The sequence below is a fragment of the Pseudomonas sp. Irchel 3F3 genome (genome assembly GCF_900187545.1).
Taxonomy (GTDB): Bacteria; Pseudomonadota; Gammaproteobacteria; order Pseudomonadales; family Pseudomonadaceae; genus Aquipseudomonas; species Aquipseudomonas fortuita.
This window is the reverse complement of sequence record NZ_FYDS01000005.1, coordinates 20931-42300: the sequence shown is the minus strand read 5'-3', so window position 1 is coordinate 42300 and position 21370 is coordinate 20931. Positions and strand designations below refer to the sequence as shown.

Genomic DNA, 21370 nt, shown 5'->3' with positions numbered 1-21370 from the left:
TAATCGAGCCAGTCAATCAGGCGCCGTGGCACTTCTTGAACTTTTTCTCGCTACCGCACGGGCAAGGGTCGTTACGGCCAACGTCCTTCAGGGCGTTGCGTACCGGCTCCTGGTGGCCGTGATTGCAATGCGGGCCGTGTACATGGCCATGATCGTGGTGGTGGTCATGATCATGGTCGTGGTTGCAGTCAGGGCCATGAACGTGAGGTTGTTGGGACATTGCAGGGTTACTCCGGGATGTGATCGCCGGGGATTATCTCACCACTGCGCGATAAGTGCAGGTCCCGATGGATGAGCAGCCCGGTCGCCAGCTCGCCCTGCAGGGTGTAATGCAGCGGCTGCTTGCTTCTGAGCAGCTTGGCCAGTGGCTTGAGGTGCTGCCACAGGTTGGTTCGCGCGGTAATCTTGAAGGTGCGTCGGGCGTGCCCGCCCACGCTGCGCCATACGCTGGCTTCATCCTGTACCAGCAGCAGGTCGTTGAGGCGTATTGCATACGACAGGTTGCGGATGAACAGGCGGCTGTCATTGGGGTTGTCGACCCGCACGTGCAGCACGAACTCTTGCTCCAGCAACCTGGCCTTGACCGTTTCGACCTCGATCAGGTGCACTTCGGGCTCGCGCCAGTCGTCACCCCCCCAACTGGCGCAGCCCGCCAGCAACGCCAGGCATGCCATCAGGGTGCAGGGCATTAGCAGACGGGCGCGGGTCATCATGGTCAGCTCCCCACGTAACTGGCGCAGCATTTCTTGAACTTCTGCCCGCTGGCGCAAGGGCAAGGGTCGTTACGCCCGGCCTTCAGCCCGACCGTAGGGTCGATGAAGTACCAGCGCCCGGCATGCTGGACGAACGCCGAACGTTCACGGTGCTGGTGATCGCCATCCTGGTCGTGCCAGCGTGCGGTGAAGGTGACAAACCCGTGCTCCGGCTGGCCGCCCAGCACTTCGGCGCCTTCCACCTCCAGCCCCAGCCAGGTGCTCTGGGCGCTCCAGGCAGCCATGGCGGCTTTGTCCAGGTCGGCTTGCTGGGCCGGCAGGGTGGTGGCGACCAGGTAGTCGACCAGGCCCAGCACGTAGGCACTGTAGCGTGAGCGCATCAGCGCCTGGGCATCGGGTGCCGGGGTGCCGGCATGGTAATGCCCGCAACAGGCGTCGAGCAGGTTGCCACTGCCGCAAGGGCAGACCGAGACACTCATCATCACCACCAGTACTTGCCGAAGTTTTCAGGATTGGCCCAGAACCGGGCGTTGAGCCAGTCCGGGACCTGCTTGTAGTCATGTAGATCATAGGTGAACAGGCTCAATACCTGCTGGTCACGGCGGAATTTCTCGCTGGCCGACAGGGCCAGGGCAAAGAAGTCAGTATCTTGCCAGCCGCAGGCGGTCAGGTCGGTCAGCACCGCGACCCGGCTGGCATTGAGGTTGCGAATGCCGCCGAGCAGTTCCAGGCCGGTGCGCTTGGGCAGGTGTTCCAGGCAGTCCACCAGCACCGCCAGGTCAAAGCGTTGTGCCGCCAGTTCGGCCGGCAGCGGGCCCGGGGCTGCAGTGGCAATAGTCACCTGGGGGTGCGCCTGGGCGAAGGCATCCAGCGCCGGAAAGCGCGTGCCGACCAGCAGCAGGCGTTGTGGGGTGAAGCGTTCGAGCAGGGCCGCGAGGGCCTGCTGCGGGGTGCGTTGGGAAAAACCGTCGGTCATTGCCAATCCTCGTTCAAGTCGTCCAAGACTAGCGGGCTGCGGCGTGCGGGCAAAGAGGCTTGTGACCATGTCGTGGCTTATTGCTGGCAGGGTTCGAATGCCCGGTCTTTACTCCCAGAGATCGGCCTTATGCCGATTCCCCCTAGGAGAAGCAATGAAATGAGCATAGTACGCACAGCGTTACCCCTGGTACTGCTCACCAGTGTGTTGACTGGTTGTGCAGGTTTGCAGAAAACCGACTGGCCGAAATGTGCCGCCGTCGGGGGTGTAGGTGGCGCCGCATTGGGCGCTATTGAAAGTTCCAGCTGGGCTGGCTGGGGTGCGTTGTTGGGCGGTGGCCTGGCGGCGGGCTATTGCTGGGCCCATGGCGATGGTGACGAGGATGGCGACGGCGTGCCGGACAGCCGTGACAAGTGCCCGGGCACACCCCGTGGTGTGCAGGTCGATGCCAACGGCTGCCCGCCTGAGCCGGTAGCAGTGGTGGAGGAAGTGGTGGTGCAGAAGGAAGAGGTCATCGTCATCCGCGATGTGCACTTCGAGTTCGATTCTGCACGCCTGACCGCCCGTGACAAAGAGCGCCTCAACACCATTGCCACGCGCCTGAAGCAGGAAGCGCCCTCCGCCCGCCTGAGCGTCAGCGGCCATACCGACAGCGTTGGCTCCGATAGCTACAACCAGAAACTGTCCGAGCGTCGGGCCCACTCGGTGACCGATTACCTGGTCGAGAGCGGTGTACCGCGCAGCAGCTTCGTTTCGGTGGTCGGCGCTGGTGAAACCCAGCCGGTGGCTGACAATGCCACGGCCGAGGGGCGTGCCATGAACCGCCGTACCGAAATCAAGATCCAGCGGTAGATGGTGTGCGCCCGTGCCTTGAGCAGTGGCACGGGCGCGTCTTCATGCCGGTCAGCCGTTCGTGGCCAATGACACAGGAGCATTCAGCATGAGTGTGACGTCGAAGGCGGCGCTGCCGCTGTTGGTGGCTGCCAGCCTGCTCGCGGGCTGTGCAACCCACAGCGATGGTGGCGCGCCGCTCAACCAAAGGACCTGGCCCATCTGCAGCCTGCTGGGAGGCCTGGTCGGGGGCGGCCTGGGCGCTATTGAAAGCTCCACTTGGGCCGCAGGTGGCGGCGCTCTGGGCGCCATTGCCGGGGGGTTGATCTGTTACGCCCAAGACGGTGACGAAGATGGCGACGGCATTTTCGACCGCCGCGATCATTGCCCCGATACTCCCGCCAACACTGCAGTCGACCATATGGGTTGCCCGCTGAAGGAGTACCCCGCAGCGCCGCCTGCCACTGTACCTGAGCCCTCGCCGGAGGTGATCATCCTCGATGACAACGGCGCGGTGATGTTTGCCTTCGATTCCGCCGACCTGACCTCGGCGGCGCAGCAACGGCTGCAAGGCCTGGTGGCGAAACTCGACTCACCGGCCATCGCCAAGGTGAGCGTGATCGGACACACCGACAACGTGGGTTCCGACAGCTACAACCAGGCGCTTTCCGAGCGCCGTGCCAGCAGCGTTGCCGAGTACCTTATCAGCCAGGGCCTGGAACCGGGCAAGGTCACCAGCCAGGGCCGTGGAGAAAGCGAGCCTGTCACTGATAACGAAAGCGAGGAGGGCCGCGCGCGCAACCGACGAGTGGAGCTGCACCTCAACTGAGCGGTGCTGGCGCCTGCCTTGGCATTGCAGTTAATGTTGGTCGCATGGCCCGCTCGAACGGGCTGTCTCGACAAAACAACAATTTATAGGGGCGGGGTATGAAGTTCATCCTGGGCCTGGGCAAGGTCCTGACGGTCGCTTTCTGGGGTGTGGTGTTGTTCAATCAATTGATGCCACAACCTTTGCCCTTCAATCTGTTGATCAATGCCGCCGGCATCGTCCTGTTCAGCTTGCACCTCCTCGAAGTGCTGTTCTTCAATGGCAGCTTGCGTGGGCGCAGCCACCGCTGGTTCGACCGTTTGCAGATCCTCTTGACGGGTATCTTCCATGTCATGTCCATTCCCCGTGCGCAGGAGGCGCCCCGAAATGCGTAATTTGATGTTGCTGGCCATGTTGGCCGCTCCCTTGGCCCAGGCTGAAAGCCTGGAGGTCGCCGCCAATTCCATGCTGCGCCTGCCCGACAAGTCGGCCAGCGTGCATTTCACGCACCTGCGTGTCGCCGATGCGGCAACCCTGCTGCTGCCAGCCTCGCTTGCGCAATTGACGGTCGATCACCTGGAGCTGGGCCGTGATGCGCGTATCGCCATTGCACCCTCCGACAGCCCCCTGGTCATCGAGGCGCGTAGTGCGAGGTTGGGTGAAGGCAGTGAATTCAGTGCCCCCGGAGCGGCGGGTAGTTATCAGCGGGCAGCTCGGCCAGGCCGCAGCCTGGACCTGAAACTGGCTGAAGTGGATGCCGAGCGGGTGGCGATCGATGCCCGTGGTGGCGCGGGGGCGCCGGGTTATGTGGGCCTTGATGGTGGCAACGGGCAGGCGGGTGGTTGCACCTGGGGCCAGGCCAGCCGTGGTGCCAATGGCGATGACGGCGGCAACGGGCACGATGGTGCGCCGGGCGGGCGCATCCGCCTCAGCGTGCCGCAGGGGTTCGCGCAAGAGCGCGTTGTCGTGCGCCTGGAGGGTGGCGCCCCAGGCAAGCCCGGGGCGGCGGGGAAGGCGGGTAAAGGTGGGGCTAGCAAGGGTTGCCTGGTGTACAGCACCGATGCTGGCGCCAATGGCCGGCCAGGGCAGCCTGGGCAGCCCGGCCTGGCAGGCGCCGCAGGTGAGCTGATTCTGCAACACCTGTAAACCTTTTTGGCTGCGAAGTTCTCGCCAGGGAAATTGCAGCGCCTATGCGATCGAGCGCCGCCCGCGCGGCGCTCGATCTATCTCCAACGCATAACTCAGCTGTCAGATCATCAGGCGCGAGCTGGCCACAGCAACCACGGCCAGGCCCAGCAGCAGGTTGACCCCCACCATCCGCCGAATGCGCCCGAGCACCGCCGCCCCCGTCGGCCAGTCCTCGGCTTGGACCGCCGTCTTCAACTCCGGCAGCAGCAACGCCTGAATGCGCATGAACAAGGCAAACATGACGATGCCCCCACCGATCATCACCTGTACGTACTTCGGTGCAGTCTCGAAACCGCTGAAACGCAAGTGCAACATGCCGATACCACTTATCGCCAAGATCGCCACCGCCAGCCAGACCCAGCCAAAGAAGCGTCGGAAAACTTCCACCCACAGCCGCAGCCGCGCAGGCCCTTCAAGGGCCGCAACCGTTGCCGGGCGCAGCACCAGCCAGGCGAAGAACATGCCGCCGACCCATACCAGGGCAGCCAGAACATGCAGTGTGTAGGGCAGGGCAAAGGCGAGCATCCGGATCTCCATGCGGCATAAAGGGCAATAGCGGGGTATGATAGCCGCCCATGCGAAACACTGAAAATATATCCAGCCCTACGGGCGCCTGCAGACCATGATCAGCAACGAACTCAAAGCCACCATCCAGGGCGCCTACTCGCGTTTTCTCGAAGCCAAGAGCCTCAAGCCCCGCTATGGCCAGCGCCTGATGATCGCCGAAGTGGCCAAGGTACTGGGCGACATTGCCTGCGACGATGAAGGCCGCCGCGCCGGCGAGCCTGCCGTGGTTGCCGTCGAGGCGGGCACCGGTACCGGCAAGACGGTGGCCTACAGCCTCGCCGCCATCCCGGCCGCCAAGGCAGCCGGCAAGCGCCTGGTGATTGCCACCGCTACCGTGGCCCTTCAGGAGCAGATCGTCTTCAAGGACCTGCCTGACCTGATGCGCAACAGCGGGCTCAATTTCAGCTTCGCCCTGGCCAAAGGCCGTGGCCGCTATCTGTGCCTGTCCAAGCTCGACATCCTCCTGCAGGAGGGCCACGCCCAGTCGGCTACCGCTCAGCTGTTCGAGGAAGAAGGCTTCCGCATCGAAGTCGACGAGCGCAGCCAGAAGCTGTTCAACAGCATGATCGAGAAGCTTGCCGGCAACCGCTGGGACGGCGACCGTGACAGCTGGTCAGAAGCCCTGGAAGACCAGGACTGGGCCCGGCTGACCACCGACCATAGTCAGTGCACCGGCCGACACTGCCCGAATTTCCAGCAGTGCGTGTTCTACAAGGCCCGTGAAGGCATGGGCAAGGTCGACGTGATCGTTACCAACCATGACATGGTGCTGGCCGACCTGGCCCTGGGCGGCGGTGCGGTGCTGCCTGACCCGCGCGACACCGTGTATGTGTTCGACGAAGGCCATCACCTGCCAGACAAGGCTATCGGCCACTTCGCCCATTATTCCCGCCTGCGCTCCACCGCAGACTGGCTGGAGCAGACCGCCAAGAACCTGACCAAGCTGCTGGCCCAGCACCCGCTGCCCGGCGATCTGGGCAAGTACATCGAGCAGGTCCCAGAGCTGGCGCGGGAAGTGCGCACCCAGCAGCAGTTCATGTTCACCCTCTGCGAGCAGGTGGCCGACTTCCGTCCCAGTGAAGACACCGAGGGCCGTGAGCGCCCCCGCTATCGCTTCGAAGGCGGCGTCGTGCCGGAGCAGCTGCGCGAAGTGGGTATCGAGCTGAAGAAGGGTTTTGCCCGCCTCAACGATCTGTTCACCCGTCTGGCCGACCTGCTCAAGGAAGGCATGGACGGTGAGGTCAACATTGGCATCGCCAGCCACCAGGCCGAGGAGTGGTACCCGTTGTTCGGCAGCCTGGTCACCCGTGCCCAGGGCAACTGGGAACTGTGGACAGCCTTTACCGCCGAAGACCCGCAAGACAGCCCGCCCATGGCTCGCTGGCTGACGTTGGCCGAAAGCGGTGCGATGTTCGACATCGAAGTCAACGCCAGCCCCATCCTCGCTGCCGAAATGCTTCGCCGCAGCCTGTGGAGCGTTGCCCACGGCGCGTTGGTGACCTCGGCGACGTTGACCGCGCTGGGTAAATTCGACCGCTTCCGCATGCGCTCGGGTTTGCCGCGTGACGCGGTCACCTGTGTGGTGCCCAGCCCGTTCGTGCACGGCGACGCCGGTCTGTTGCGGGTGCCCGACCTCAAGGCCGACCCACGCGACGCGGCGGCGCACACCGCCGCCATCATCCGCGAGCTGCCGAACATCGTCGAAGATGCCCGCGGCGCACTGGTGCTGTTCTCCTCGCGCAAGCAGATGCAGGACGTGTTCGATGGCCTGGACCGTGACTGGCGCAAGCTGGTACTTATCCAGGGCAACCTGTCCAAGCAGGAAACCCTGAACAAGCACAAGGCGCGGGTCGACGATGGCCAGCACAGCGTGCTGTTCGGCCTGGCAAGCTTTGCCGAGGGTGTCGACCTGCCTGGCGCCTATTGCGAGCATGTGGTGATTGCCAAAATTCCGTTTGCCGTGCCCGATGACCCGGTCGAAGCCGCGCTGGCGGAGTGGATCGAGGCCCGTGGCGGCAACCCGTTCATGGAAATTGCCGTACCCGACGCCTCGCTGAAGCTGATCCAGGCCTGCGGTCGCCTGCTGCGTACCGAGCAGGATCGCGGTGTCATTACCTTGCTTGACCGGCGCCTGGTCACCCAGCGCTATGGCAAGGCTATTCTCAATGCGCTGCCGCCGTTCCGGCGGGAGATTTGCTGACCGCCGGGGCACTTGCTTCGGCGCGTCGTACATTACTCAGTCCAAGGCCCGTGAGTGGCCTGAAGGAGAGCCCCAGCCTTATGGTCCGCCTCACCCTGCCCGCCGTTTTCGCCCTGCTGTTCAGCTCGCCCTTGCTGGCTGGGCAGCAGACGCTGTTCAGCTTCGTGCGCCCGGCCTCGGTGGTCAATGTGGCAACCGAGGATGCCGGCATGCCCCAGTACAACGCCGAGCAGACGGCCGAAGGCGAGGTGTTGCGGCGTGTGGTGTTCAACCCGGCCGAGCGGCCGACCCTGCGGCTGAGCCCGCAAGGTGGGGCGTGGGACTGGTCCGCCGGGCAGTTCCTCACCTTGCGCCTGCAGAGTGGCATGGACTGGGCGCTGACAGTGGATGTCACGGTGCAAGGCAGCGATGGCGGCACATTGATCAGCCGGATTGACCTGCCGGCCGGTCCCGCGCAAACCGTGATGGTGCCGCTGACGGCCACCTCGCCGCTGAGCCAGGGCATGCGCGCCGGCCCGCCCATGCCGTGGAGCCATGGCGGCCAGCGCTTGCTGCTGACCAGCAGCGCTGGCGCGGTGGACCTCAAACAGGTGGCCTCGGTCAGCCTGAGCATCCCCAACCCCAAGGTGGCGCAGAGCCTGCTGATCGAGCGGGTGGGGATCCAGGATGACGACCTGGCCTACAAGGCGGCGTACCAGGATCTGATCGATGCCTACGGCCAGTCCACTCGCGGCAATTGGCCCGAGAAGGTTGCCAATGACGAGCAGCTCAAGGCGGCCGATACGCGTGAGCAGCAGCAGCTCAAGGGCTGGCTGGCTGAGCGGGGCAGGCAGCAACTGGACGGCTATGGCGGGCTGCTGGCCGGGCCGGCGTTCGAGGCCAAAGGTTTTTTTCGCACCGAAAAGCGTGATGGGCGCTGGTACCTGGTAACGCCGGAGGGCCACCCGTTCTATTCCCTGGGGGTGAATGCCGTCGCCGCAGACGGCGGGCGTACCTACGTCGCCGGCCGTGAAGGCATGTTCAAGGCGTTGCCGGGCGAGGGCGATGCGCTGGCCGCATTCTACGGCGAAGGCAACAACGACGATGGCAATGCCTCGTCTCAAGGGCGCAACTTCAAGCAAGGGCGTTGGTTCGATTTCTATGCCGCCAACCTGCAACGTACCTACGGCAAACCCTGCCCGCCGGCCGCTGAAGGGCAGCCCGTTAATTGCCCGCCACAGGTACTGGACGCTGCCCGCTGGCAAACGCATGCGCTCGACCGTTTGCAGGCCTGGGGTTTCAACACGGTCGGCAACTGGAGCGAGCCCGCCCTGGGCCAGGCCAAACGTATGCCCTACACCTTGCCGCTGTCGATCGTGGGTGATTACGCCAGCATCAGCACTGGCATGGATTGGTGGGGCAGCATGCCCGACCCGTTCGACCCGCGTTTTGCCATGGCCACCGAGCGCGCAGTGGCCATTGCTGCCCGAGATCACCGTGACGACCCTTGGCTGATCGGCTACTTCGCCGACAATGAACTGGCCTGGGCTGCCCCCGGCAGCGACCCTAAAGCACGGTATGGCCTGGCCTACGGCACTTTGCGCCTGACCACCGATGTACCGGCCAAGCGCGCCTTCCTCAAGCAGCTGCGCGACAAGTACCGTAACCAGCAAGGGCTGTCCAAGGCCTGGGGCATCGAACTGGCCGCCTGGGAACTCATGGAAGACCCGGGCTTCGAAGCACCGCTGCCCGACCCGGAACATCCGGAAATCGAGCGCGACTACCAGCACTTCCAGCAAGTGTTCGCCGAGACCTACTTCAAGACCATTGCCGACTCACTGAAGTGGCACGCCCCCAATCACCTGCTGCTCGGTGGTCGCTATGCGGTCAGCACGCCGGAGGCGGTCAAGGCCTGTGCCGAGTTCTGCGATGTACTCAGCTTCAACTTCTATACCCTCAAGCCACAGGACGGCTACGATTTCGCCCGCCTGGCCGAACTGGACAAGCCGGTGCTGGTGTCCGAGTTCCAGTTCGGCTCGCGTGATCGCGGGCCATTCTGGCCGGGGCCGCTGGAGCTGGCGCGGGAAGAAGACCGCGGTCCGGCCTATGGCAACTTCCTCAAGGCGGCCCTGGCGCAGCCGATGATCGTTGGCGCGCACTGGTTCCAATACCTCGACCAGCCAGCCAGTGGTCGGCTACTTGACGGCGAGAATGGCCACCTTGGGCTGGTGGCGATCACCGATGTGCCGTACCCGGGTTTTGTCGACGCCGTACGCAAGGGCAACCTGCAGGCGATGGGCCAATTGCGCACCCAGCTGGAAAAACAGGCGCCCTGAGCACAAGCTACCGTTCGTCGCGACCATTTGGCCCAAGCCAGTTTGCAAAACACCTAACTACTGAAACAATGCACACCTTTTTTGGACATGGTCGTACGGAGTACAGCGGGTGCAGATCCAGGGTCACTATGAGCTGAAGTTCGAAGCCGTGCGCGAAGCCTTTGCCGCGCTGTTCGAAGATCCCCAGGAGCGTGGCGCTGCGCTGTGCATCCAGGTCGGTGGCGAAACCGTCGTCGACCTGTGGGCCGGCAGTGCCGACAAGGATGGCCAGCAGGCCTGGCACAGCGACACCATCGCCAACCTGTTCTCCTGTACCAAAACGTTCACCGCCGTCACCGCCCTGCAACTGGTGGGCGAGGGCAAGTTGGCCCTCGATGCCCCTGTGGCCAACTACTGGCCCGAGTTCGCCCAGGCTGGTAAACAGTCGATCACCTTGCGCCAGCTGCTCAGCCACCGCGCCGGGTTGCCGGCCATCCGTGAGTTGTTGCCGGCCGAAGCCCTGTATGAATGGGGGACGATGGTCAATGCCCTGGCGGCTGAAACGCCATGGTGGACGCCGGGTCGCGAGCACGGTTATGCCGCCATCACCTACGGCTGGCTGATCGGCGAGCTGATTCGCCGCGCCGATGGCCGGGGCCCTGGCGACTCGATCGTGGCCCGTACCGCTCGCCCGTTGGGGTTGGACTTTCATGTTGGCCTGGCAGATGAGGAGTTCTACCGCGTGGCGCATATCGCCCGGGGCAAAGGCAACCAAGGGGATGCCGCAGCGCAGCGCCTGCTGCAGGTGACGATGCGCGAACCCGAGGCGCTGTCGACCCGCGCTTTCACCAACCCGCCGGCGATCCTGACCAGCACCAACAAACCGGAATGGCGACGTATGCAACAGCCAGCGGCCAATGGCCATGGCAATGCCCGCAGCCTGGCGGGTTTCTATGCCGGGTTGCTGGACGGCAGCCTGCTCGAATCCGAACTGCTTGATGAACTGACCCGCGAGCACAGCATCGGACAGGACCGCACCTTGCTCACCCAGACCCGCTTTGGCCTGGGCTGCATGCTCGACCAGCCCGACGTATCCAATGCCACCTTTGGCCTGGGTGCCCGTGCCTTCGGCCACCCAGGGGCCGGTGGCTCGGTTGGTTTTGCCGACCCGGAGCATGACGTGGCCTTCGGTTTCGTGGTCAATACCCTCGGCCCGTATGTGCTCATGGATCCCCGAGCACAGAATCTGGTACGTGTCCTTGCCGACTGCCTTTGATCGGGTAATGCGGGTATTGCCCCACCCCTTTGACTATCCTCAATGCCAACGCCTCAAGTGTGTTGGCAAAATATCTTTCAATTTCATGGTGTATCGCTGATGTCTTCACATAAAACCTTAGCACTCGCCCTGTGCCTGACCGCCGTTACCGGCTGCGCCAGTCATTCCCCGGACGGCTCCAAGGAAGGTGGCTCCAGCTGGTGGCCTTTTGGTTCGGACAAGGTCGCCGAGCAGGAAGTGAAGGCAGCCGTCACTGAAAACGTGGCCAAGGCTGATGCCAAGTCCGATAGTGCCAGCCGCTGGTGGTGGCCGTTCGGCGGTGATGACAAGCAAGCCAAAGGGCCGGTTGTGCCGAAGATCGACCAGAAGGCCACCCAGGCCTGGCTGGACGAGTACGAGCCCAAGCTGCGCGAAGCCATCAAGGACAGCAAGCTGGAACTGGAGCGCCGCGACAATGTGCTGGCGGTCACCCTGCCGGTGGACAGCTCGTATAACCCCGATCGCCCGAACATGCTGCTGCCAATGACCCTCGGCCCGATCACCCGCGTGGCCAAGACTGTCGAAGGTGACCCCAAGACTGCCGTGCTGGTACTGGGCCATGCCGACACCAGCGGTGCTAGCGCTGCCAACCAGAAACTCAGCCTGGAGCGCGCCGCCTCGGTGTCGGCCATCTTCCGCCTCAGCGGCTTGCAGCGTGACCGCCTGACCCTCAAGGGCATGGGCTCGGTCATGCCACGTGCCGCCAACGACAGCCCCGAGGGCCGTGCCCTGAACCGCCGCGTGGAAATGCTGCTGACCCCGCAGAACACCATGGTCGCGCTGCTGGCCAAGTACCAGCAGGCCACTCCGGCACCTGCACCTGCCTCGATGGTTGCGGTGCAAGATGCCAAGGCTCCTGCCGCCAAGGCCGTCGACAGCAAGCCAGCAGCAAAGAAGCCTGCGCCGAAGAAACCCGTCGCCAAGGCCAAGGCCCCTGCCAAGACCACGGCCAAGAAGAAAGCCGCGCCGGCCAAGCCAGTCGCCAAGAAAGCTACCGCTGACAAGAAAGTAGCTGCCAACAGCCCTGCGAAGACCAACTGATCGTCAAGGAACGCAGCAATGACCCAATCCCTGGCCGATATGCGCCGCGACTACACCCGTGATGGCCTGGCCGAAGCCCAGGCACCGGGGGAGCCGTTTGCCCTGTTCCACCAGTGGTTTGCCGATGCGGTGAAAACCGAGCAGGTACCCGTGGAAGCCAACGCCATGACCCTGGCCACTGTGGACGGCGAAGGCCGCCCGCATTGCCGTGTACTGCTGCTGAAGGGGCTCGACGAGCAGGGTTTCACTTTCTTCACCAACTACGAAAGCGCCAAGGGCCAGCAACTGCAAGCCAACCCCTTTGCCGCCATGACGTTCTTCTGGCCGGCGCTGGAGCGCCAGGTGCGTATCGAAGGGCGAGTGGAAAAGGTCACCGCCAAGGAGTCGGACGACTACTACCAGGTGCGCCCGCTGGGCAGCCGCCTGGGGGCCTGGGCGTCGCCGCAAAGCCGGGTGATTGCCGGTCGTGAAGAGCTGGAAGGTTTGGTCAAGGCCACTGAAGCGCGCTTCTCCGACACCCAGCCGCACTGCCCTGAACATTGGGGTGGGTATCGCCTGTTGCCTGAGCGCATCGAGTTCTGGCAGGGGCGGGCGAGCCGCCTGCATGACCGGTTGAACTACCGGCTGGTGGATGGGCAATGGCTGCGCGAGCGGCTGGCACCCTGAGCATTTGGGGCCGCAAAGCGGCCCCAGTGATCCATCAGACTACCCCGGATACCCCGCCGCCTCCCGCTCCAACCACTCTGCCAGTTGCTTGCGCCCCACCTTCTCCTGCCGCGCCTGCGCCAACCTTTCCAGCATGTACTCACGCTTTTCAGGGTCAGCCCCCGCCAGCGACAACGCCAGGTCACGGTCCATCCAGCGGCGCATACGCACGTATAGCCACCCGTGGAAATAAAGCCCCGCAACGGTGGTGACCACGACGATGAAGTAATCCATGGCTATCCTTGGTCTCAATTGAAGAGCCTATGGCACAACCGCCCAGGCTGTACCCCGGCTGAATGAAACCAATTTTATTACGTTTGTACCGTGACAGCCGTCAACGTGCAGCGTCTAATGAGCACCTGAATTATGGAGACTTTACCCATGCGTAAATCCGCTTTGCTGGTGGCGACTTTTACCACCATGTCGTTGCTGCTGGGGGGCTGTGCCTCGAGCCTGACCGGTGACAGCTACTCCCGTGATGAAGCCCGCCGCGTGCAAACCGTGCGCATGGGCACCATCGAATCCCTGCGCCCGGTCAAGATCGAGGGTACCAAGACCCCGATCGGCGGTGGCGCTGGCGCCATCGTCGGTGGCGTGGCCGGCAGCGCCGTGGGCGGCGGCCGTGGCAGCATCGTTGCTGCCGTGATCGGTGCCGTGGCCGGTGGCCTGGCGGGTTCCGCTGCCGAGGAAGGCCTGACCCGTACCCAAGGCGTCGAAATCACCGTGCGTGAGGACGATGGCAGCATGCGTGCCTATGTGCAGGCCGTGCAGGAGAATGAAATCTTCCGCGTCGGCGACCGTGTGCGCATCATGACAGTTGACGGTACCAGCCGCGTCTCGCACTGACCGTAGCGCAGCAAAAGAAAACCCCGACATGGCGGCTGCCAGTCGGGGTTTTTTTATGCCTCAGCCAAGTCAACCAGCACTGTTTTTTCGGCTGGCCAGGGCGGTAACGGCGTAGCCGATCACTGCGGCGAAGAACGAGCCGGTAAGGATCCCCATGCGATCCATGCCCGCGTAATCACTGCTGCCTGGTGCAAAGGCGAGTGAGCCAACAAACAGGCTCATGGTGAAGCCAATACCGCAGAGTATCGCCACCCCCAGTATCTGCCCCCAGCCAGCACCCGCAGGCAGCGCTGCCAGGCGCAGCTTGACCGCTACCCAAGTCAGGCCGAAAACGCCCACGGTCTTGCCCATCAGCAGGCCAATCGCAATGCCCATCGGCACCGGGTGGGTGAAGCTTTCCACGGTCATGCCTGCCAGTGAGACGCCAGCATTGGCGAAGGCAAACAGCGGCAGGATCGCATAGGCAACCCAAGGGTGCAGGGCATGCTCAAGGGACAATAGCGGCGAAGTCTCGGCGTTGCGTGTACGCAGCGGGATACACAAGGCCAGGGCGACACCGGCCAGCGTGGCGTGCACGCCGCTCTTGAGTACGCAGACCCACAGGATCAGGCCAACGATCATGTACGGCCCAAGCTTGACCACCCCAAGCCGGTTCATCGCGATCAGCACCACCAGGCAGGCCGCTGCCAGCAGCAGCGATACGCTCGACAAGGTGCCTGAGTAGAAAAGGGCGATGACGATGATTGCACCAAGGTCGTCAATGATCGCCAGGGTCATCAGGAACAGCTTGAGCGAAACCGGTACGCGTTTGCCCAACAGGGCCAGCACGCCGAGGGCGAAGGCGATGTCGGTGGCGGTGGGGATCGCCCAGCCGGCCACGGCCGCCGGGTTGTCACGGTTGATGAACCAGTAGATGAGCGCCGGCACCACCATGCCGCCCACAGCAGCAGTGGCGGGCAGGATCACCTGGGAGGGCTTGGACAGGTGACCATCGACCACCTCGCGTTTGACCTCCAGGCCAATGAGCAGGAAGAACAGGGCCATCAGGCCGTCATTGATCCACAGCAACAAAGGCTTGGCGATATTCAGCGCGCCGACCTGGACGGCGACGGGGACGTCGAGCAGGCCGCTGTACAGATAGGACAGGGGTGAGTTGTTGATGATCAGGGCCAGAACGGCGGCGGCGATCAGCAGCAGACCGCTGGCGGCTTCAAGCTGGAAGAATCGGGTAAACAGGCTACGCACGGGCTATAGGCTCTCCATGAGCAGTTTACGAAGGGTACGGGCGTACACCCTAGCCTGTGACGATATGCTTTCAAACAAAAACTATATTCGTTTTTGTTATATGGTGTTGCTGTCTGGGCTGAGTGAAGCCTAGATGCAGATGGGAGGAAAGGGGGGAGGGAAAGGCTGGTGTTTGGGTCGGATATTTCTGATCCCTGTCAGGGCCTCTTCGCGGGCCAGCCCGCGAAAGGGCCCTTGCAGGCGATACAAAATTACAGGCCGAGCATGTCCCGCGCTACCGCCTCGGCGATACGAATACCGTCCACACCCGCCGACAGGATGCCGCCCGCATACCCGGCCCCCTCACCTGCCGGGAACAGGCCTTTCAGGTTCAGGCTCTGGTAGTCCTCACCCCGGGTAATCCGCAGGGGCGACGAGGTACGCGTCTCGATCCCGGTCAACACTGCATCATGCAGGTTGTAGCCTTTGATCTGCCGGTCGAACGCTGGCAGGGCCTCTCGGATCGCTTCGATGGCGAAGTCCGGCAGGCTTGGTGCCAGGTCACCCAGGGTCACGCCCGGTTTGTAGGATGGCTCGACACTGCCCAGTGCGGTCGATGGCCGGCCGGCGACAAAGTCACCCACCAGCTGCGCCGGGGCCTGGTAGTTGCTGCCGCCCATTACGTAGGCGTGGGCTTCCAGACGCTCTTGCAGTTCAATACCGGCCAGCGGGCCGCCCGGGTAGTCGCGCTCGGGGTCAATGCCGACGACGATACCGGAGTTGGCGTTGCGCTCGTTACGTGAGTACTGGCTCATGCCGTTGGTAACCACGCGGCCCGGCTCGCTGGTAGCGGCGACCACGGTGCCACCCGGGCACATGCAGAAACTGTACACCGAGCGGCCATTCTTGGCGTGGTACACCAGCTTGTAGTCGGCAGCGCCGAGTTTCGGGTGGCCGGCGTATTTGCCAAGACGCGCCTTGTCGATCAGCGTTTGCGGGTGCTCGATACGGAAGCCGACCGAGAACGGCTTGGCTTCCATGTAGACGCCTTTGGCATGCAGCATACGGAAAGTGTCGCGGGCACTGTGGCCAAGGGCCAGGACTACATGGCGCGAGTGCAGTTGTTCGCCACTCTCCAGCACCACACCGGTCAGCTGGCCGTCTTCGACCAGCAGGTCGGTGACCTTCTGCTGGAAGCGCACTTCTGCGCCGAGGGCGATCATGTCCTGGCGCATCTGCTCGACCATGCCGGTGAGGCGGAAGGTGCCGATGTGCGGTTTGTTGATGTACAGGATCTCGTCCGGCGCACCGGCCTTGACGAACTCTTCCAGCACTTTGCGGCCGTGGTGCTGCGGGTCCTTGATCTGGCTGTACAGCTTGCCGTCAGAGAAGGTGCCGGCGCCGCCTTCGCCGAACTGCACGTTGGACTCGGGGTTGAGCACGCTTTTGCGCCACAGGCCCCAGGTGTCCTTGGTGCGCTGGCGCACTTCCTTGCCACGTTCGAGGATGATCGGCTTGAAGCCCATCTGCGCCAGCAAAAGGCCGGCAAAGATGCCGCAGGGGCCGAAGCCGACCACGATAGGGCGTTCCTGGATGTCGGCCGGGGCGTGGCCGACGTATTTGTAAGTCACGTCCGGTGCCGGGCCGATGTTGTGATCGTCGGCGAACTTGCTGAGCAGTTCGGCTTCGTTGCCGGCTTCGAGGTCGATGGTGTAGATGAACAGCAACTCGCTGTTCTTCTTGCGCGCATCGTAGCTGCGCTTGAACAGGTTGAAGCTGAGCAGTTGCTCGTCGCGGATGCCCAGGCGCTGGACGATGGCTTCACGCAGTGCTTCGTCGGGATGGTCCAGGGGCAGCTTGAGTTCGGTGATTCGTAGCATGGCAGGGTCCAGTATCCCGGCCATGGGCGGCCGGCGGCTTTACACAAACCGCCAAGTATAAGCTGTTAGCCGCCCCGACTGGCAGGTTAAAAGTGCCCGACGATCAGTTGTCGCGTGCGCCGCCGTAGTAGCCGCAGCCCTGCAGGGTCTTGCCGTCAATGCGCAGTTCGGCACGCAGGTGGTGGACCGCGCCAGTGGCGCTGTCTACGCAGCGCTGCGGCGCGACCCACAGTTCCACGTGCTGGCCGTTGGCTTCGCTGGTGAGGGTCAAGCCGCCACCGGGTACTTCCTCTTCAAGGAACGGCAAGGGCAGGGGCTCCTGCCCGACTCGGCTGAGGACCATGCCCTTGCCGCTGGCCTTGATGTCCCAGTCCGGCTCGTGGCCATTGGCGCGCAGGGTCAACTGCTTGAAGTTGGGGTCTTCGCAGGCGCGGGTGGAAGGTTCCAGGCGGTACAGGCGGCGTACTTCCAGCTGGCCATCATTGTTGGCCTGCTTGCTGCCGGTAAGGCGCCCACGGACGTCGGCGAACAGCTTGTCGTTGGCGTCCTTGGCGAGGTTGCCGGCCTCCTGCAGGATGCCGGTAGCGCCGACGTCGTTGATCACGAACGTGCGGTTTTCGCTGCACGGCTTGAACAGCAGCTGGCCACCGGCCGCCCGCAGTTCGCCCTGCATGCGCGTGGTGCCGATGTTCGGGTCGCTTGGCGCTTCAGCCATGAGCTGGCAGCCGGCGAACAGGGGCAGCAGGGCAGTGAGCAGCAGGGTGGGGGTGAGGCGCATCGGGCGAACTCCGGGAATCTTTGGTAAAGAGCTGGCCACGTTACTCAGGCCGGCGGTGGATCTCAAGTTAATGGTTACCCGTGCGGGCGCCTTCGCGGGTAAACCCGCTCCTACAGGTACTGCTCAGTTTCCAAAGGCCGTGGGTTTCCTGTGGGAGCGGGTTTACCCGCGAAAGGGCCGGCACTGGCAATGCATTTCTGGCAGGCATAAAAAAGGGCCCGAAGGCCCTTTCCCATTTAACCGCCGAGGTACGCGTCGCGCACCTTTGGGTCGGTCAGCAGTGCTTCACCCGTCCCTTGCATCACCACCCGACCGTTCTCCAGTACATACGCGCGGTCGGCGATCTTCAGCGCCTGGTTGGCATTCTGCTCCACCAGGAACACCGTCACGCCATCACGGCGCAGCTGTTCGATGATGTCGAAGATCTGCTGGATGATGATCGGCGCCAGGCCCAGTGAAGGTTCGTCGAGCAGCAGCAGCTTGGGCTTGCTCATCAGCGCACGGCCAATGGCAAGCATTTGTTGCTCGCCACCGGACATGGTGCCGCCGCGCTGGATGTAACGTTCCTTCAGGCGCGGGAACAGTTGCAACACCTTGTCCAGCTGCTCCTGGTAGTCGCCCTTGTCGGTGAAGAAACCGCCCATGGCCAGGTTTTCCTCGACGGTCAGGCGGGCGAACACGCGCCGCCCTTCCGGCACCACGGCAATGCTCTTGCGCATGATGTGCGAGGACGGCTGCCCGACCAGCTCTTCGCCCAGGTACTTGATGCTGCCACTGTGCGCCTGCGGCGAGCCGCACAGGGTCATCAGCAAGGTCGACTTGCCGGCGCCGTTGGCGCCGATCAGGGTGACGATCTCGCCCTGGTTGATCTCCACGTTGACGCTGTGCAGCGCCTGGATCTTGCCGTAGAAGGTGGAAACGTTTTCGAACTTCAGCATTTTACGCTTCCCCCAGGTAGGCTTTGATCACATCAGGGTTGTCGCGGATCTCTTCCGGTGTGCCGTGGGCCAGGGGGGTGCCCTGGTTGATCACCACGATATGGTCGGAAATGCTCATCACCAGCTTCATGTCGTGCTCGATCAGCAGCACGGTGACGTTGTGCGACTCACGCAGGTAGGCGATCAGCGCCTTGAGGTCTTCGGTTTCCTTCGGGTTCAGGCCCGCCGCAGGTTCGTCGAGCATGATGATGCGCGGCTGGGTCATCATGCAGCGGGCGATTTCCAGGCGGCGTTGCTGGCCGTAGGCGAGGGTGCCGGCGGTACGGTTGGCGAATTCGGTCAGGTTGACCTTTTCCAGCCAGTACTGCGCGCGTTCCATGGCCTCCTTCTCGCTGCGGCGGAAGCTCGGGGTCTTGAACAGGCCGGCGAAGAAGTTGGTGTTCAGGTGACGGTGCTGGGCGATCAGCAGGTTTTCCAGCGCGGTCATGTCCTTGAACAGGCGCACGTTCTGGAAGGTCCGCACCACGCCCTTGCGGGCGATCTGGTGGCCGGCCAGGCCCTGGATCGGCTGGCCATCGAGCAGGATGGTGCCGCCGCTGGGTTTGTAGAACCCGGTCAGGCAGTTGAACACCGTGGTCTTGCCGGCGCCGTTCGGGCCGATCAGCGCCACCACCTGTTTTTCCTTGACGGTCAGGGCCACGCCGTTGACCGCCAACAAGCCGCCGAAGCGCATGCTCAGGCCGCTGACTTGCAGAATTTCGCGGCTCATCGACGCAGCTCCATGTGTGGACGTTGCATAGGCAGCAGGCCTTGCGGACGCCAGATCATCATCAACACCATCAGCGCACCGAACATCAGCATCCGGTATTCGCTGAACTCACGCATCAGCTCGGGCAGCAGGATCATCACGATGGCCGCGAGGATCACGCCCAGTTGTGAGCCCATGCCGCCAAGCACGACGATGGCGAGGATGATTGCCGACTCGATGAAGGTGAACGACTCCGGCGTCACCAGACCTTGGCGCGCTGCGAAGAAGCTGCCGGCGAAACCGGCGAAGCAGGCACCCAGGGTAAACGCCGAGAGCTTGATCACGGTCGGGTTCAGGCCCAGCGCACGGCAGGCGATCTCGTCTTCACGCAGGGCTTCCCAGGCGCGGCCGATTGGCATGCGCAGCAGGCGGTTGATGACGAACAGTGCCAGCAAGGCCAGCAGCAGTGCCACCAGGTAGAGGAAGATGACCTTGTTGATCGAGTTGTATTCCAGCCCGAAGAACTCGTGGAAGGTCTGCATGCCCTCGGCGGCACGGCGTTCGAAGGTCAGGCCGAAGAACTCTGGCTTGGGGATGTTGCTGATGCCGTTGGGGCCGCCGGTCCAGTCGGTGAGGTTGCGCAGGAACAGGCGGATGATCTCGCCGAAGCCGAGGGTCACGATCGCCAGGTAGTCACCGCGCAGGCGCAGCACCGGGAAGCCAAGCAGGAAGCCGAAGGTGGCGGCCATCAGGCCGGCAATCGGCAGACATACCCAGAAACTCCAGCCCAGGTAGTGCGAGAGCATGGCGTAGCTGTAGGCGCCGACGGCGTAGAAGCCGACGTAACCGAGGTCGAGCAGGCCCGCCAGGCCGACCACGATGTTCAGGCCCAGGCCCAGCAACACGTAGATCAGGATCAGCGTGGCGATATCGACCGCACCGCGCGAGCCGAAGAACGGCCACACCAGTGCCGCAACGATCAGACCAACGATCACATAGCGCTGGGTCTTGGGCAGGGTCAGGTAATTGCTGACGGCCGGCGGGATCAGCTTGCGATCCGAGCGGCGGTTCATCACCGAACTCCACTGCTTGTCGAACAGCACGCGCAGGAACATCAGCACCGAGCACACGGCGATGATGCTGATGGTGAACGAGCCCTGGCTGTGCACGACCAGGCTGATGCCGTCGATGCTCAGTTTCAGGCCCAGCACCGGGAAGGCCACCGCCCAGACCAGCAAGGCGCTGAAGAACGCCTGTTTGAGATTTTTGTTCATACTTTTTCAACCTCCGGGCGGCCCAGGATGCCGGTCGGCCGGAATAGCAGGACAAGCACCAACAAGCCGAATGCCACCACGTCCTTGTACTGGTCGCCGAAGATGTCGGCGCCAAACGCTTCGGCCACGCCCAGCACCAGCCCGCCGAGCATCGCGCCCGGAATGCTGCCGATGCCACCCAGCACCGCCGCGGTGAAGGCCTTGAGGCCTACCAGGAAACCGGCGTTGGGGTTGATCACTCCGTACTGCATGCTCAGCAGCACGGCCGCTACGGCGGCCAGGGCGGCACCGATGACGAAGGTGAGGGCGATGATGTTGTTGGTGTTGATGCCCAGCAGGTTGGCCATCTTGATGTCCTCGGCGCAGGCACGGCAGGCGCGGCCCAGACGGGAGCGAGAGATGAACAGGGTGAGCAGGGTCATGGCTACCAGAGTGACCACGAACACCAGGATCTGCATGTAGCTGATCAGAACTTCCTCCGCGCCGCCCGGCCCGAACGAGAAGCTTCCGGGGATCAGGTTGGGGATGGACTTGTCCTTGGAGTCTTGCGAAAGCAAGACGGTGTTCTGCAGGAAAATCGACATGCCGATGGCGGAAATCAGCGGGATCAGACGGTTGCTGTTGCGCAAGGGGCGGTAGGCAACCCGTTCGATACTGTAGCCATAGGCACTGGTGACGAAGATCGTCGCGACGAAGGCAACGGTCATCAGGATCGGCAGCGAATGGATACCCATCATGGCCAGGCCCGCGAGGGCGATGAAGGCCACATAGGAACCGATCATGTACACCTCGCCGTGAGCGAAGTTGATCATGCCAATGATGCCGTACACCATCGTGTAGCCGATGGCGATCAAGGCATAGGTGCTGCCGATGGTCAATCCATTAACCAGTTGTTGGAAGAAATGGTAGATCTCAGGCATTACAGCGCTCCTAAAAACCTGATTTGCATTTCGCTGGCGGGGGTATGCCAGGAAACCGCGGGTGACGGTTTTAAGATTTTCAGGTGGGCTAGCCCCCGGATCGCGGGGATCGGGCCCATGAACC

23 protein-coding genes are annotated in these 21370 nt (G+C 63.3%); 10 read left to right on the top strand and 13 right to left on the bottom strand.

The annotated features are described in order from the left end of the window. Nucleotides 1-16: 16 nt before the first annotated feature. From CKW35_RS11505 to CKW35_RS11490, 4 genes are read right to left on the bottom strand one after another with little or no spacing between them, the layout of a single operon-like run. The gene (locus tag CKW35_RS11505) at nucleotides 17-220 is read right to left on the bottom strand and encodes an SEC-C metal-binding domain-containing protein (RefSeq protein WP_019471879.1); all 204 of its coding nucleotides are present in this window, start codon (nucleotides 218-220) and stop codon (nucleotides 17-19) included. Nucleotides 221-227: 7 nt separating this feature from the next. After that, a complete protein-coding gene (locus tag CKW35_RS11500) occupies nucleotides 228-713 on the bottom strand; it encodes an LEA type 2 family protein (RefSeq protein WP_031312595.1) in 486 nt (161 codons plus the stop codon). Nucleotides 714-715: 2 nt separating this feature from the next. Continuing rightward, the gene (locus tag CKW35_RS11495; protein WP_016488750.1) at nucleotides 716-1192 is read right to left on the bottom strand and encodes a YchJ family protein; all 477 of its coding nucleotides are present in this window, start codon (nucleotides 1190-1192) and stop codon (nucleotides 716-718) included. A gap of 2 nt (nucleotides 1193-1194) precedes the next feature. Continuing rightward, complete coding sequence (locus tag CKW35_RS11490; RefSeq protein WP_024717443.1) at nucleotides 1195-1689, bottom strand: DUF6231 family protein; 495 nt, start codon at nucleotides 1687-1689, stop codon at nucleotides 1195-1197. A gap of 159 nt (nucleotides 1690-1848) precedes the next feature. On the opposite strand from CKW35_RS11490, the gene CKW35_RS11485 reads away from it, so the two are divergent. The 4 genes from CKW35_RS11485 to CKW35_RS11470 all read left to right on the top strand — a co-directional run bounded on the left by CKW35_RS11485 (nucleotide 1849) and on the right by CKW35_RS11470 (nucleotide 4474). Further along, the gene (locus CKW35_RS11485; RefSeq protein ID WP_016488741.1) at nucleotides 1849-2541 is read left to right on the top strand and encodes an OmpA family protein; all 693 of its coding nucleotides are present in this window, start codon (nucleotides 1849-1851) and stop codon (nucleotides 2539-2541) included. A gap of 88 nt (nucleotides 2542-2629) precedes the next feature. Continuing rightward, complete coding sequence (locus CKW35_RS11480; protein ID WP_060520039.1) at nucleotides 2630-3349, top strand: OmpA family protein; 720 nt, start codon at nucleotides 2630-2632, stop codon at nucleotides 3347-3349. Nucleotides 3350-3447: 98 nt separating this feature from the next. Beyond that, complete coding sequence (locus CKW35_RS11475) at nucleotides 3448-3723, top strand: DUF1145 domain-containing protein (protein WP_016488739.1); 276 nt, start codon at nucleotides 3448-3450, stop codon at nucleotides 3721-3723. Beyond that, on the top strand, nucleotides 3716-4474 hold the full coding sequence (locus CKW35_RS11470; RefSeq protein WP_070086457.1) for a collagen-like triple helix repeat-containing protein: 759 nt from the start codon (nucleotides 3716-3718) through the stop codon (nucleotides 4472-4474). Before CKW35_RS11475 ends, CKW35_RS11470 begins: the two co-directional genes overlap by 8 nt. Nucleotides 4475-4576: 102 nt before the next feature. Here the strand turns inward: CKW35_RS11470 and CKW35_RS11465 are convergent, their stop codons facing one another. Next, nucleotides 4577-5041: a CopD family protein gene (locus tag CKW35_RS11465; RefSeq protein WP_016488737.1), complete on the bottom strand. Its 465-nt coding sequence runs from the start codon at nucleotides 5039-5041 to the stop codon at nucleotides 4577-4579. A gap of 97 nt (nucleotides 5042-5138) precedes the next feature. On the opposite strand from CKW35_RS11465, the gene dinG reads away from it, so the two are divergent. From dinG to pdxH, 5 genes are all read left to right on the top strand, one after another. Beyond that, entirely contained in the window at nucleotides 5139-7283 is a 2145-nt protein-coding gene (gene dinG / locus CKW35_RS11460; protein WP_060520043.1) for an ATP-dependent DNA helicase DinG, read from the top strand. Between the two features lie 80 nt (nucleotides 7284-7363). Continuing rightward, on the top strand, nucleotides 7364-9598 hold the full coding sequence (locus CKW35_RS11455; RefSeq protein ID WP_095115962.1) for a beta-galactosidase: 2235 nt from the start codon (nucleotides 7364-7366) through the stop codon (nucleotides 9596-9598). 109 nt (nucleotides 9599-9707) lie between these two features. Further along, the gene (locus tag CKW35_RS11450) at nucleotides 9708-10853 is read left to right on the top strand and encodes a serine hydrolase domain-containing protein (RefSeq protein ID WP_095115960.1); all 1146 of its coding nucleotides are present in this window, start codon (nucleotides 9708-9710) and stop codon (nucleotides 10851-10853) included. Nucleotides 10854-10952: 99 nt separating this feature from the next. Continuing rightward, the gene (locus CKW35_RS11445; protein ID WP_016488733.1) at nucleotides 10953-11933 is read left to right on the top strand and encodes an OmpA family protein; all 981 of its coding nucleotides are present in this window, start codon (nucleotides 10953-10955) and stop codon (nucleotides 11931-11933) included. 18 nt (nucleotides 11934-11951) lie between these two features. Continuing rightward, nucleotides 11952-12599: a pyridoxamine 5'-phosphate oxidase gene (gene pdxH, locus CKW35_RS11440; RefSeq protein ID WP_016488732.1), complete on the top strand. Its 648-nt coding sequence runs from the start codon at nucleotides 11952-11954 to the stop codon at nucleotides 12597-12599. Between the two features lie 39 nt (nucleotides 12600-12638). Here pdxH and CKW35_RS11435 read toward each other — a convergent pair whose 3' ends face one another. Then, nucleotides 12639-12872, bottom strand: coding sequence for a hypothetical protein (locus tag CKW35_RS11435; protein ID WP_016488731.1), 234 nt, complete (start codon nucleotides 12870-12872; stop codon nucleotides 12639-12641). Nucleotides 12873-13019: 147 nt separating this feature from the next. On the opposite strand from CKW35_RS11435, the gene CKW35_RS11430 reads away from it, so the two are divergent. Continuing rightward, the gene (locus CKW35_RS11430; RefSeq protein WP_009684613.1) at nucleotides 13020-13484 is read left to right on the top strand and encodes a glycine zipper 2TM domain-containing protein; all 465 of its coding nucleotides are present in this window, start codon (nucleotides 13020-13022) and stop codon (nucleotides 13482-13484) included. A 69-nt stretch (nucleotides 13485-13553) separates the two neighbouring features. Here the strand turns inward: CKW35_RS11430 and nhaA are convergent, their stop codons facing one another. From nhaA to livH, 7 genes are all read right to left on the bottom strand, one after another. After that, nucleotides 13554-14729 carry a Na+/H+ antiporter NhaA gene (nhaA, locus tag CKW35_RS11425; RefSeq protein ID WP_016488730.1) on the bottom strand — a complete coding sequence of 392 codons (1176 nt, stop codon included), beginning with the start codon at nucleotides 14727-14729 and terminating at the stop codon, nucleotides 13554-13556. Between the two features lie 251 nt (nucleotides 14730-14980). After that, the gene (locus CKW35_RS11420; protein ID WP_095115958.1) at nucleotides 14981-16588 is read right to left on the bottom strand and encodes an NAD(P)/FAD-dependent oxidoreductase; all 1608 of its coding nucleotides are present in this window, start codon (nucleotides 16586-16588) and stop codon (nucleotides 14981-14983) included. Between the two features lie 103 nt (nucleotides 16589-16691). Next, the gene (locus tag CKW35_RS11415) at nucleotides 16692-17366 is read right to left on the bottom strand and encodes a COG3650 family protein (RefSeq protein ID WP_016488728.1); all 675 of its coding nucleotides are present in this window, start codon (nucleotides 17364-17366) and stop codon (nucleotides 16692-16694) included. A 236-nt stretch (nucleotides 17367-17602) separates the two neighbouring features. Further along, the gene (locus CKW35_RS11410; protein ID WP_003254879.1) at nucleotides 17603-18304 is read right to left on the bottom strand and encodes an ABC transporter ATP-binding protein; all 702 of its coding nucleotides are present in this window, start codon (nucleotides 18302-18304) and stop codon (nucleotides 17603-17605) included. A 1-nt stretch (nucleotide 18305) separates the two neighbouring features. After that, entirely contained in the window at nucleotides 18306-19073 is a 768-nt protein-coding gene (livG, locus tag CKW35_RS11405) for a high-affinity branched-chain amino acid ABC transporter ATP-binding protein LivG (RefSeq protein ID WP_016488727.1), read from the bottom strand. Next, on the bottom strand, nucleotides 19070-20326 hold the full coding sequence (locus CKW35_RS11400) for a high-affinity branched-chain amino acid ABC transporter permease LivM (RefSeq protein WP_016488726.1): 1257 nt from the start codon (nucleotides 20324-20326) through the stop codon (nucleotides 19070-19072). Before CKW35_RS11400 ends, livG begins: the two co-directional genes overlap by 4 nt. After that, nucleotides 20323-21246 (bottom strand): high-affinity branched-chain amino acid ABC transporter permease LivH, encoded by a 924-nt coding sequence (livH, locus tag CKW35_RS11395; RefSeq protein ID WP_008097482.1) that lies wholly within the window; start codon nucleotides 21244-21246, stop codon nucleotides 20323-20325. The genes CKW35_RS11400 and livH overlap by 4 nt, the downstream gene beginning before the upstream one ends. Nucleotides 21247-21370 lie beyond the last annotated feature (124 nt).